This is a genomic window from Saccharopolyspora sp. ASAGF58, assembly GCF_012277335.1.
Classification (GTDB): Bacteria; Actinomycetota; Actinomycetes; order Mycobacteriales; family Pseudonocardiaceae; genus Saccharopolyspora; species Saccharopolyspora hattusasensis.
Genome location: NZ_CP040605.1, coordinates 7,975,180 through 7,988,086 on the forward strand (window position 1 = coordinate 7,975,180; position 12,907 = coordinate 7,988,086).

Annotated in this window: 9 protein-coding genes; 4 read left to right on the plus strand and 5 right to left on the minus strand. The window is 64.6% G+C overall.

Annotated features, from left to right (window positions below; genetic code table 11):
- Positions 1-141 precede the first annotated feature (141 nt).
- Complete coding sequence (locus FDZ84_RS37255; RefSeq protein WP_168589666.1) at positions 142-3,510, plus strand: BTAD domain-containing putative transcriptional regulator; 3,369 nt, start codon at positions 142-144, stop codon at positions 3,508-3,510.
- Between the two features lie 1,048 nt (positions 3,511-4,558).
- On the opposite strand, the gene FDZ84_RS37265 is transcribed toward FDZ84_RS37255, so the two are convergent.
- Complete coding sequence (locus FDZ84_RS37265; RefSeq protein ID WP_168589668.1) at positions 4,559-5,485, minus strand: AraC family transcriptional regulator; 927 nt, start codon at positions 5,483-5,485, stop codon at positions 4,559-4,561.
- Between the two features lie 358 nt (positions 5,486-5,843).
- Between FDZ84_RS37265 and FDZ84_RS37270 the strand changes: the two genes are divergently transcribed.
- Together FDZ84_RS37270 and FDZ84_RS37275 are read left to right on the plus strand one after the other, a co-directional pair.
- A complete protein-coding gene (locus FDZ84_RS37270; RefSeq protein ID WP_168589669.1) occupies positions 5,844-6,248 on the plus strand; it encodes a hypothetical protein in 405 nt (134 codons plus the stop codon).
- Between the two features lie 49 nt (positions 6,249-6,297).
- Complete coding sequence (locus FDZ84_RS37275; protein ID WP_246868691.1) at positions 6,298-6,927, plus strand: response regulator transcription factor; 630 nt, start codon at positions 6,298-6,300, stop codon at positions 6,925-6,927.
- A gap of 117 nt (positions 6,928-7,044) precedes the next feature.
- On the opposite strand, the gene FDZ84_RS37280 is transcribed toward FDZ84_RS37275, so the two are convergent.
- Positions 7,045-7,500 carry a cold-shock protein gene (locus FDZ84_RS37280; RefSeq protein WP_168589670.1) on the minus strand — a complete coding sequence of 152 codons (456 nt, stop codon included), beginning with the start codon at positions 7,498-7,500 and terminating at the stop codon, positions 7,045-7,047.
- Positions 7,501-8,386: 886 nt separating this feature from the next.
- Between FDZ84_RS37280 and FDZ84_RS37285 the strand changes: the two genes are divergently transcribed.
- On the plus strand, positions 8,387-10,030 hold the full coding sequence (locus FDZ84_RS37285) for a class I SAM-dependent methyltransferase (RefSeq protein ID WP_168589671.1): 1,644 nt from the start codon (positions 8,387-8,389) through the stop codon (positions 10,028-10,030).
- An 84-nt stretch (positions 10,031-10,114) separates the two neighbouring features.
- On the opposite strand, the gene FDZ84_RS37290 is transcribed toward FDZ84_RS37285, so the two are convergent.
- Genes FDZ84_RS37290 through FDZ84_RS37300 form a run of 3 tightly spaced genes read right to left on the minus strand, consistent with a single transcriptional unit; the run spans position 10,115 to position 12,907 of the window.
- A complete protein-coding gene (locus FDZ84_RS37290; RefSeq protein WP_210435366.1) occupies positions 10,115-11,359 on the minus strand; it encodes a 3-deoxy-7-phosphoheptulonate synthase class II in 1,245 nt (414 codons plus the stop codon).
- Between the two features lie 5 nt (positions 11,360-11,364).
- Positions 11,365-11,637, minus strand: coding sequence for a chorismate mutase (locus tag FDZ84_RS37295; protein WP_210435367.1), 273 nt, complete (start codon positions 11,635-11,637; stop codon positions 11,365-11,367).
- Between the two features lie 13 nt (positions 11,638-11,650).
- Positions 11,651-12,907 (minus strand): dihydrolipoamide acetyltransferase family protein, encoded by a 1,257-nt coding sequence (locus tag FDZ84_RS37300; protein WP_168589674.1) that lies wholly within the window; start codon positions 12,905-12,907, stop codon positions 11,651-11,653.

Consider the following 12,907-nt stretch of genomic DNA (forward strand, 5'->3'; position numbering starts at 1 on the left):
TTTGCACCCGAAAGTGTGTAATTAGGAGCGGCTCTTGGCGGCATGAGCTCGGGTATTGTCACCGCGCGCACTCGAGCGGCTGACTCCGATTGATGCGCCTTGCGCCTCGCTGGGGAATGTACTGAGGACTGGAGCGACCCGATGACAGCCGAACTCCGCATCGAGTTGCTCGGCCCGGTGCGGGCCTGGCGCGGAACCGACGAGCTCGCGCTCGGTTCCGCCCACCGGCGGGCCGTCCTGGCCATTCTGGCGACCTACGCCAACCGTGCCGTCTCGCGGCAGGAACTCATCGACGCAGTGTGGGGCGAGACTCCCCCGACCAGCGCGGAAGGCAGCATCTACACATATGTTTCCGGCATCCGCTACGCCCTGGAGCCCGGGCGCCCACGGCGCTATGCCGAGGAGCTCCTGACCTCGGTGAGCGCTGGCTACTGCCTGCGGATTCCGGCCGAGGCGTGCGATGCGCACCGCTTCCAGGAGCACCGTGATCGCGCCCAGCGCTGCTGGGCCGCACGGGACGCGGCCGGGGCCATTGAGGCATTGGATTCCGCCCTGCGGCTTTGGAAGGGCGAGGCGCTCTCAGGCATTCCCGGGCCGTTCGCCACGAACCAACGAGCGCGCCTCGCCGAATTGCACCTCGCGACATTGGAACGGCGCGCCGAGCTCATGCTCGCCGCGGGGGGACATGCCGAGATCGTCGCGGAGCTGTCGATTCTGGCACGTGAGCACCCACTGCGAGAAGGGTTGCGCGAGCTGTTGATACTCGCGCTCTACAGATGCGGCCGACAGGCTGACGCGCTGGCGGTCTTCCACGAAACCCGCCGAACGCTGATCGAAGAGTTGGGCACCGAACCGAGGCCGAGGCTGCGAGACCTGCACGAGCAAATACTCGCCAATGCTCCCGGACTGGCGCACACCGACGTTCAGGTATCAGTCCCGCCGAAACCGGCGCCACCCAAGGTTGCGTGGGTCGGATCTCCGCAACCCATCCGTCCCGCCAACTTCGTCGGCCGTGCGGACGAGGTGGCCTTCCTGCGCACGGCGGTGTCCGAGGTCGCTGCGGGGAATGGGCAGTCGGTGTGGCTGGAAGGCGTGGCCGGCATCGGGAAATCCTGGTTGCTGGCCGAAGGACTCGCCGAGGCGACGGCGTCGGGCTGCCAACTCGCGTGGGGGGTGTGCGACGAACTCGACCAGCCTTTCACGCTGCACGCCCTGCTGGACTGCCTCGGTATCGAGGCGGATTCGGCGGATCCGCGGCGTGCCGCACTGGCTTGCGCTCTGGGCGGCGGTCCCCGCGCATCGGTTCCCGCAGACTGCCTACCGAAGGCCGTGCACCGCCTGCTCGGACTGGTCAGCGAGCTGTGCGCGGAAGCTCCGCTGATCTTGGTGCTCGACGACCTCCAGTGGGCCGACGAAACGAGCCTGCTGGTATGGCAGCGCTTGCGTCAGGTCAGCAGGCAGCAGCCGCTGCTGCTCATCGGGGCGTGCAGACCCATGTCGTCTCGGCCTGGACTGCAGCGACTGCGCGCCCACGCAGAAGCCGAGAGCGAGGCTCTCGTGCTCGCGCCGTTACCGGATTCCGAGGTGGGCGATCTCGTCAGGAAGATCGTTGGACTGCCGGTCAACGCCGAGGTGCGGAACCTGGTCCACAGCGCGGGTGGAAACCCGCTGTACGTCCGGGAGATCGTCAACGGTCTGCTGCGCACGGGCTCGATCGTCTTCACCGACGACAAAGCCGAGACCGACCCCTCGTTGCGAGGGGTGGTTCCGGACGTCGTGCTCTCGGCGATCGGGAGCCAGCTGGCGTTCTTGTCCGGCCCGGCCGCGGATTTCCTGCGTTGGGCCGCACTGCTCGGCGAACGCTTCTCGCCGGCCGACGTGGCGACCGCGCTGGGCAAGCCGGCGTCGGAACTGAGCGAGGTGATCGACGAGGCGTGTGCCACCGGGCAGCTGAAGGAATGCGGTGAAATGCTCGCCTTTCGTTATCCGGTGGTGCACCAAGCCTTCTACAGCCGGATTCCCAAGGCCGTCCGGCTGGCGTTGCACCGGCAGTTGGCAACAGCCCTGGCTCAGGCCGGGGCGCCGGCCGAGCGGATCGCTGGCCAGTTGATCGCAGCACCGGAGCCGGTGGATTCGTGGGTGGTCGACTGGCTGCTAGCCAACGTCGCCGTCCTGGCCAGCAACGCGCCGCGCACCGCGACGGCGTTGTTGCGCGCCGCGCTCAACCGCGTATCGATTTCCGGTCCGGCGCGCGAGGAACTGGCGGCGGCCTTCGCCCGACTGCTGTTCTCGCTGGGCCGAGTGCCGGCGAACACAGCTCAGTACGTGTTGGCCAGGACCACCGACAGTTTGCTCGCCGCGGAGGCACGTCTGATCCTCGCTTACAGCCACTACCGCAAAGACCAGCACGATGCCGCCCTCAGCACGCTTCGTCCGGCGATGCGTGACGAGCATGTTGCCGATAGCTGGAAGAGGCGGGTTCAGCCCCTGCTCGCCAGCTTGGACTCCGCCGACCCGGCCGTGGTGCCGAAGCAACGCGTGGCGCACGGCTCGCTCGACCGACCGGATGCCTTCTGCGCGGTGCCCGAACTGGCCGACCTGTGGCTGCTCGCCCTGCAGGACACGACACTCGCGCTTCAGAGTCTGGACCACCTCAACGATCCCTTGGCGGCTTTGCGAGCTGCCGAGCATTTCGCGATCTCACACACCCTGCCTGGCGAGGTCGCGCTTGCCGGCGCAGTGCACTACTACTGGCTGGGGATGTGGGACGACGCCCTCGCCAGGATCACCGCGGTGACCGAATGTGCACCGGAGACGGAGTCGTACTTGCTGGCGCGGCCAGGTGCGTCCACGATCGTGCACGGAGTCGCAGCGTTGGTCGCCGCGCACCGCGACGACCAGGAGACGGCGTTGGAACACCTGCACTGCGCAGGACAGTGGTCACGAAACGAGTTCCAGCCCGGCGTCGATTTCGTGCTCGCGACACGGTCGCTGCTCGCCGAGCAGCGGGGCCGGCTGTCTGAGGCGCTGGCCTGGCTCACCCCCGTCATCGAATCGGACTTCGCGCCGATGGTGCATCGTTACCGATGGCTTCCCAGAGTGGTCCGGTTGGCGACGCACCTGGGCAAATTTGATCAGGCACGAGCCGCGCTGCGGGTGTGCGAGTCCGATTGCATCCGAACCCCGTCACCGTCACGTGAGGCCGCAGTCGCACATTGCCGAGGACTCGTCACCCGCGCTCCCGGGGAGGTCGTCGCGGCGGCAGACCACTACCGGTGCATTGGCCGCAGGATTGAACGCGCCGTCGCCGACGAGGACGCCGCAGCCCTGCTCACCGAGCGTGGTCTTGTCGAGGAAGCCCGGGCCGCACTGATGTCTGCCCTTTCGGCATTCACCGATGTGGGGGCGTGCTGGAACGTTCGACGCGTCGAGTCCCGGATCCGAGAGCTCGGAAACCGCCGAATCGCAGCCGCACCAGGGTCACATCAGACGTCCCCGCCGCCACAGTAATAGCTGAAGTACATCAATGATCTTGGGCGGCTCTCGGTGGGTTTCCTCAGGCCGCAGTGGACGCTGGGCACTCCGGCGTCTTGTGTGAACACTACGTTGCGTCGATTCGGTTGCGCGCCAACGTATCTACTGAGGACGGTGACGATCGACCGGGTGGCTGGGGCACCGGTGCGGCATCCGGACATCGTTGCGGCGCTCCGGCACTACGGCTGCAAGGCAGTAACCGCTGGCCGGCCGCTGAAACTACTCCCCGAACACGCCGGGAACGCCGTTCCCGTTACAGATCCCCGACAGATCCCCGACAGACCCAGGGCGTGTGCAAGGTTGATCTGAGGGTTGCGGCGGGTTTCTGTCCAGGTGGGACGCGAGACGAGGGCGCGGTTTCCGGTGGGAGATCATCGGGTTGTCCAAGCCGTGACGGCCTATCCAGGAGCCGCGCTCTTGTGTTCTTGGCTTCCCAGGTTCGGGTTGTGCTTGACCGGCCCACCGTCACAGTCGAGTCCTTGCGGGGTCGTGTGGACTGTCTCTGGCGGGCTCTGGAGGCGGTGGGCGGGGAATCCTGTATGGGTTGCCGTTGCTGCCGGCCCTGGCGGTGCTGGCGGTGCTGGCGGTGACCGCCGGTGCGAAGACGTTCATCGAGTCCGCCTCGGCGGCGAGAACCCGCAAGTTCCATTGAAATCGAACCTTCGATTTCAATGGAACTTGCGGACCGTCGGCGTGTCGCACCCCGACACGCCGATGCCTGTGGACAACCTCCGCAATTTCAATGGAAATCGTGGGCGGGCACGGACGTGCCAGGGCCCGCAGCCTGAAAGGTCCTTGTTCTGGACGGAAACCTGCGAACCGATCTGCACGGGGCCCGGCTCGGGGCCCGGCAGGGCGTCCGGATATGGCGCTGGCGCCGCCTGAACGGCAAAGCCGCCGGTATCGAAACGGTCCACCACCTGGCCAACCTGCCACCCACCTCCCTATCCGAAACTACCTAAACCGGACAGGTCAACCTTGCACACGCCCTGCCGACAGACCCCGGAAGCGAAACAGCCGGACATTAGTGGTCGCGATGGTCTTTTGGAGTGTGGCCGAAATGCTGGCGGAATGCCTTAGTGAAGGTGTGGGCCGAGTTGAATCCGGATTCGTAAGCGATTTGGGTGATGGTTTTGTGAACGTTGGCGGGGTTCTCGAGTTGTTGTTGTGCGTAGTGGAGGCGTTCTTGGCGAATTAGTTCGCTTGGGGTGGTTCCGGCTTGGCGCAGAACGGTTTGGATCTGTCGTTGCGACCAGCCGAGTGCTTGTGCGATGGATTCCGTGTTGAGTCTAGGGTCTCGCGCGTTGCCGCGAATGTGTTGGCGTATTTGGATTTCGATCTCGCGCGCGTGGCTTGTCGGCGGCTGGGTATCGCCGAGGGCGAGCAGGCAAACCAGGTCGGTGAGGTGTTGGCTTGCTCGGTCGAATTGGGTTGCAGTGAGGGTGTGGCGTTCCGTTTTGAGGGTGACGAGGCTGGTGTGGATTAGTCGCCCGAGACCGCGGGTGAGGTCCATTTCGGTGTTGAGTAGTGCGCCGCGACCGAGACGGTGGTCAATCTCGCGCCTGGGCATGGTGAGGATCATGCCCTTATGACGGGATCCGACGCCGAGGTCGAACGGAGTGTTCGTGGTGAACAGCGCGCCGGTGCCGACGGTGAGCATACGCTGGTTGCCAGCGTGTCGTAACGCGAGCGTGCCGCGGGTGGTGACGACGAATCTGTACCGCTCGTCGGGGCCGGTATGAATATGGCGCTTGGTGCGCTGGACCCATTGCGGGGTTGAGACGCCCCAGGTCACGAGTTGGTAGGACCGGGTGCGTTGGCAGGTTGCGCGGCCTTGGAAGTCGTCCGGCCGGAGGACTCGGGAGTTGGCGGTGCAATGGAATGAGCTGATCCGCTCGCACCAGTATTCGAGCTGGTCGGCGCGTGGCCGGTCCACGCTGGTGGTATCCACGCTGATGGTATCCACGTGGTAAGTCGGTGGCATCGCGGCCTCGGGCTGTATCAGGGACGGATACCGGGAAGTCTAGGCCGTGTGCCTTGGCGCCACTAGACCGTTCAGTGGCAGGAGAACGCCCGTGAGTGTTTGCAGGTGCCATAGCACCCACAAACACTCACGGATCCGGGCGGCCCGCCAGCCGCCGGCTAACCGCGCTGGAGACCTTTCCCGATCAAGTAAACCGCCAACCGGCCCCGACAGCGCAGTCGTGCGCGTGTGGGCCGTTGTCGTGCGTTTCTAGGCGTAACAACGCCCCACACGCCCTCTTACAGTCGCCTTACCCGCACCAACAGGGACTCACAGAGAGGTAGGCATGGCCACACACGCCTTGCTGTATCGATTAACGGACAAAGAGTCGGATCGGTTACCGCCGTATAACGAGCTGCGGGAAACCGGGAGCGGGCGGGAAAATCAGACTTTCGGCTCGGAGCATTCGTGGCATGGCGCGTCGAGTCACCACGAACCCGACGATCCCGAGCATCGCCGGTTCGTGCGCCCGGTGGCGGTTATCGCGGATATCATCGGCGCAGATCCAACCGAGCAAGCAGATTTCAGACCTTGGTCGCAGGCGCTTGCCGCGACTTGCGCTCCCGGTATCCACGGCGAGGCACCGGACACAACGATCCGCACTGCGAGCGAACTGATTGAAGAAAGCGCTGCGCGCCGTGCTCGACAATCCTGGAAAGATCCCGGCTGTCCTACCTACCGAAAAGACTGACCAAGCTTAGGTAGCGAAGCGCCCTGGCATTTCCAGAACGAGCACCACTATGCAGGAAAAAACAATGGAAAAAATCCGCGTGGTCATTCACTCGCCGGATCACTTGACGCACTTGGGACTGGCCAACTGCCTGGACGGAGACAAGCAGATCGTCGAGACCGGGGACGACAAAGCCGATGTGGCCGTGATCGTCATCGAAAACGCCGACATATCCACGATGAAAGAGCTGCAGCTACTCAGGCCCGAGGCTGCCACTCCCCTGCTCCTCATCGTGGGCGGCCGGTGGCACGCCGACATCTCCGCTGCGGTAGAACAGGGTGTTCGCGGAGTCCTGTGGCGCCGACATTTCTCCGCTACGTCGTTCGTCCAGGCCGTTCGTGCCGTCGGCAGCGGTGGCGGATACTTCCCCACCTCACTACAAGGCGCACTCATCGAGCAAATCGTGCACACCTACCGCGAAGTACTCGCACCGCAAGACTTGACCGCTTCCGGGTTCACCAACCGCGAAATAGATGCGCTCCTCCTCGTCTCCGAAGGATTCGATCTCCAACAAATAGCCGAGAAACTGCACTACTCAGAACGCACTGTCAAGAACATCCTCTACCAGTTCATGAAGCGGTTCAACCTCCACAACCGCGCTCACGCCGTCGCCTACGCAATCCGCTCAGGTCTCATCTAACCGGATAACGCGGCCAGCCGGCCCGGAAAGCGGAGCATCAGGGCGCATGCCTGGCGTGGAGCCCCACGGGACCCAACTCGTGCGCCCTCTGCCCCGCTCATCCGGTTACGCAGCCACCTACTCGACAATCCAGCCGTGCTTCGCCGCCAGTGCAACGAAATCCTCGCGAACTAGCTGAATCTGCTCAGCGGTCAGACCGGGAAGTCGCTGGAGAAGCTGTTCAGTTACCTCGCTCCGCAGCTCATCCTCGGTTAGGACGTCGCACATTTCCTCCGCCTCCGTCGACTTCACGGTCGGCGGGGCGGCAGGCTTCACGGTCGGCGGGACGGCAGGCTTTGCGGCAGGCTTTGCCTCATTGCCACCATTGCCTTCCACGACATGGACGTTATACGCCTTGAGCCCCCGTTGGCCCTCCATCACCTCGAACGTCACCCTGGTACCGATCGCGAGCGAACTCCAGCCACGCCCGAGCGAGTCGATGTGGAAGAACACGTCTTCCTGAGACCCGCCATCCTGAGCGATGAACCCAAACCCGCGCTCTTCCTCGAACCGAACAATGCGACCAGTCAACACCGGAAAACCTCAACCTCCCGAAACACCGTTGCGCTAGAACCTGCCAAAGACACGTCCACAACTCGAGAACCGACACAGAAGCCTGCCCGAATGGCTTCGCAACGGTGCCCAGATTTCCCTTTCCTGGTCATCGCCCCAGCCAGATCAGGTCTGCCTGAACGAGGATAGATCTTGGAACAGCTCCAACGAGGCTGCGACGTCGATCGCGACGTCGATAGGGTGCCCGCTCAACGAAGTTGACCACGTGGGACAAGGTCTTGCTTACGAGATCTATTAGATGTACCTCCACGTACTGCGTCCAGTATTGCGACGCGTGCGATGTGGTCGCCGCATTGGGCATATACCAATGTGAAAATAGTCGCATAAGGGTGCGTCGGGTTAGCGTACGACTGCACGTTTGTACACGCCGCGCTGCCCGTTTCGCAGGACCTCCGCCGATGCGGGTTGGGCAGGCCGCAAGTCCGCTGCCGCGGTGGTGAAGGCGGCGCGCACCACCGGCCAGGAAACTCCTGGACTGGCGGCGATTTCGCAGTCCACACGCTTGGCCATGGTCACCGCCGTGCTGCGGCGAGCCTTCGGACTACGCGAGCGGGGCTGGACGGCACCAAACCGGTGCTGGCGGTCATCGACGGCCCAAGGCAGTACAAACGGGCAGCGAAAGCCGCGTAAAGGGCAACGGCACGCCGCTCGCTGTCAGCTTACGGCAATATTGATCTCACGTTGGGCTATACCAGTAAAACTGTTATACGACTCCGCTGCCGGCGAATTGTCGTGGGGTGTAGGGGGTATGCCCGCTGACTCATCAGTCGGACACAGCTTGGGCGAGACCGGACGGACCACACCCGCGACCGCGCCGGGCACCCGGCGTGCTTGTTAGGAGATCCTGGTGCGAAACATCGATTCAGTTCCACCTTCGGCGGGCCGCTTCGGTCCCGCTACCAACTTCTTTCAGGCCGCACGCCTGATCGCCGAATCGGGCCAGCTTTCCTACCGCCCCGCGTTGTTCGATCAGCTTCTTTCGGATGTCTGGTTCGAGGGAAGGGTGTATCCGGCCACCGTCGACGCCGCTGAGCACTTGAGCACCATGTTGCCGGCCGTCGCCCCGGCGTGGCGCCCGTGGTTGGCTCTGGCGCTCGGAGTGTTCGCCGAAGGGCACGCGCCGGACCCGGCCCTACCCGATGCGGTGTACGCCGCGGTCGCGAAGGGTTATGACGGTTACCGAGAGCTCCTCAGCCGGCTGGGGTCGGCGGAGAACGCGGCCAGGACGTCACTGCTGTACCTACTGGCCCACTTCCCAGCCCAGGGCGACCTGATCGAGGGGTTGACGCGGTCTCCGCACGTGTCCGCACCGGATGCGGCACGGGTGGCCCGGTGCACCGAGGACCCGGCTGCCGAATCCCGCTTCCCACTCGGCCGGTGCTGGCCCTCACCGACGCACTGGGTGCTGGACACCCACGAGAAGCAGATCGACCAGGAGTGGCGGGCGAGCCTCGCCCTGCCCGACGAGGACCATCGTGAGATCCGGGATCTGGAAACGATGGCGATCCTGGCGCTCCTCGGCGCGCAGGCGGAGGACGCGGCGGATCGCGAATCGGCAGATCTCCCGGTCCCAGAACGGACACCTGCGGAACTACTCCAGGACACCCGCGATCGTCTCGACGTCCGTGAACCCGCACCTGGCACCCAGAGCACCGCCACGAGTGCGGCAGTGCCGCACCACCAACGCGATGTCTTCTGCTGCCCCGACTGTCTTAACCCACTGGACCTGGCTCTCCAGTCTGAATGTCCGCGGTGCGGCAAACGGTACGAGATCGCCGACACGGTCGTCGACTTCTTACCCGGCACGGAATTCAGCCAGGCGGGGCTAGGCCTGATGTTCCTCAAGGATCCCCTGCACGTGGCCAGATATGAGTCCCACCGGCTCAGTTTCGTGGCGCTCATGGCTGCGGACTGGGCGGGCGAGATCACCTTCGAGGACGAGTACGCGTACCTCCTGGACCATGTCCGCCCGGTGGATGGCCCGGTCCTTGACGTCGCGTGCGGATCGGGCAGGTGGACCCGGCCATTGGCCGACATCGTGGGCGCCAGCCGGGTCGTCGGTGTGGACGTCAGCAGGGCGATGGTCGATCAGTTCCACGCCGCGCTTCCCGGAATCCCGATTGGTCGCGCGAGCGTGACCAGCCTGCCCATCGCCAGCGGGTCGGTGGGTGCGGTTAACTGCTGGAACGCGCTCCAACTGTTCGGGAACCCCTGGGCCGCGCTCAGTGAGATGGCCCGTGTCCTGCGGCCGGGCGGTTCGCTGACCCTGCTCACCTTTCAGACCGCGGCCCGGCCCCTGCAGAGACATTTCCAACGGCGTCACGAAACGGCGTTCAACGTGTCCTCCTTCGATCGAGACGTGCTGACGAGCCGGATCCGTGAAATGGGGTTCGAGATCATCGACAGTTGGTCCCCGAACAATTACCTGTTCGTCACGGCCCGCCGCCTGACCTCCGGCGCGAGCGACAGCCCAGCGAAGTCGGAGATCTGAAGTGCCAGTGTCATGCCGGCCCGCAGCGTGCCGTTGACCTGGACGCCGATACCCGCAGGTGGCCCAACACCGTTGGTACCGGCATCATCGCGGCCGAGCGAGATTACCCACCGCGGCGGCGAGCTCGAGCGCTTGATCTGCGTTCAAGCGCGGATCGCAGGCTGTCTCGTACCGCCGCCCCAAATCGTCTACGTGCACCGGCGGCGTTCCACCGACGCATTCGGTGACGGCCTCGCCGGTGAGCTCCAGGTGCACGCCGCCCGGATGTGTACCCAGCTCGTGGTGCACCTCGAAGAAGCCCGTCACCTCGTCGAGCACATCGTCGAGGAGCCGGGTCTTGTAACCACCGGGCGAGGCGAATGTGTTGCCGTGCATGGGATCGCACACCCATGTCACGGGTGCGCACTCAGCGGTCACCTTCTCCACAAGTGGCGGTAGCATGTCACGGATCTTCTTCGCGCCCATTCGAGTGATCAGTACGAGCCGACCCGGCTGACGGTCTGGATCCAACCTGTCGATCAAGGCCAGCACGTCGTCGGAGTTCGCCGTTGGACCCAGCTTGACGCCGATCGGATTGCCGATACCGCTGGCGAACTGCACATGCGCACCATCGAGGTTCCTTGTTCTCTCGCCGATCCACAGGAAGTGGCCCGATGTGCCGTAGCGCCGCCCAGTCAACGGGTCCGTGCGGCAAAGCGCTTCTTCGTAGGGAAGCAGCAAGGCCTCATGACCGGTGAAGATCTCGCTGCCGCTCAGGCCGGACTTGCTTGTTCGCGGAGATGGCAGTCCCAGCTCACCGCTCGGTGTGCGCTCATCCAACTTGCGAAGCTCGGCCAAGGTGTCGGCCGCCGTCCCATACGCCTGGAGGAGCCTGCGCGGGTCCGGAGTCCGTGCTTCGGCTGTGAACGCCTGCCCGTTCACAGCGTCGCCGCGGTAACTCGGCAGTGTTGCTCCAGCGCGGGTTTCAGTGGGCGACGACCGGGGCTTCGCGTACTGCCCTGCGATGCGGCCCACCGTCACCACCGGTAGGTTCGCGCTACCGGCCAGGATCTCGGCCATCTGGCGCAGCAAGCGCACCTTGCGGCCGATGGTTTCCGGGGAGGTCGCTGCGAAGGTCTCCGCGCAGTCCCCTCCTTGGAGCAAGAAAGCTTCACCTCGCGCGACCGCGGCAAGCCGGTCCAGCAACAGGTCGCACTCCCGGGGCGAAACGAGCTGTGGCTGTTCGGCCAGCCTCGCCACCACGGCCCGCAAAGCTTCCGGGTCCGGCCAGATCGGCTGTTGTGCGGCTGACGGGGAAAGGATCGAGTTCGGTTCTCTCACTTGACGCATTTTTATCATCCTCGGTAAATCCGAAGTAACGCCGCAGCGAAGGCGCTGCCGCCATCGCCGAAACTCACCCGGTAGGTCTCGGTGATCTCCGCTTCCCGAACCGGCTCAATCCGCGGTCCTCCCACATCGGTGCGGGTGCGCTGAACCTGCCGGGACAGGTCTCGGCGAGCAGGCAGCAATTCGATGCCGCGCTGGTCGATATCATCAATCCTTCGGCCAAGCACCGACACGTCGACCTTGCCGTGGACGTACTCGTCCGGCATGGACATGAGAGACATGGCTACCTCCTGGCTACAGCGATGAGATGAGTTTGAGCGGCTGCTCGATATGATCGGCGACATAGCGGAGGAAACCGGACGCGACGTCTCCATCGCAGACTCGGTGGTCGAATGTCAAGCCGAGTTGCACGACCTGGCGCACAGCCAACTCACCTTCGTGGACCCAGGGCTTGGCCACGATGCGGCCCACGCCGAGCATCGCCGCCTCCGGGTGATTGATGATCGGTGTGGCACCGTCGATTCCATAACGGCCGTAGTTGTTCAGTGTGATGGTCGCACCGGTCAGTTCGGACGGAGTCAGCGTGCCGGCCCGAGCGGATTCGGCGAGCCGCCCGATTTCACTGGACAGTTGCGAGAGGGTCATCCGGTTGGCTTTGTGCACCACCGGAACCAGCAGCCCCTTGTCAGTCTGTGCCGCGAAGCCGAGATTGACGTTGGAGAAGCGGATGATCTCCTGGCCACCAGTATCTACTGTGGAATTCAATTCGGGGTACCGGAGCGCGGCGGCGACGCAGATGCGTGCCAGCAGCGCAAGCAGACCAGTCCGATCGGTCCCGGAGCTGAGTACGTCCCTGGCCGCGAGCAGGTCGGTCGCATCGGCATCGACCCAACACGTAACGTCTGGTATCTCACGTCGGCTGCGGGAAAGCTTGTCGGCGATTTTCTTGCGCACCGAGCGAATGGGAATGCGCTCGGCTTCCGTACCCTCGACCGCATCGGCTCGGCGGGCTGCGGCTACCGCTCTTTCGACGTCCGCGCGCAGGACAAGGCCACCCGCGCCCGTGCCCACGACAGTCCGCAGGTCAATCCCGTTCACCCTGGCGAGGCGGCGAACCAGTGGTGAGACCACAGCGACCGGTGCGCCGGCCAGATCCGGCGGGGTGGTATGTGGGACGGATGTGGGACGCACGACGGTGTTCGCGGTGTGCTGAACAGGCACCGGGCGAACACGGCGGCGGTTCCGAGGGGGAACGGCACGGACGCCAGAGCCGACAAGCACCTTGCCCACATCCTGCGACCGCTCGGGCGTGACCTCGACTGTCACCAGAGTGCTGCCAACAGCGCGGACCTCTCCCACCGCTCCCACCCGACTGGTGACTGTTCCCTCGTACGGGCAAGGCAGTTCGACTGTGGCCTTTGCGGTCTCCACCTCGACCACCGGCTGGTCGACCCGCACGTGATCGCCAATTTCCACGAGCCATCGAACGATTTCCGCATCGACGAGGCCTTCACCGATGTCAGGCAGCCGGAACTCACGGATCGGCGACAT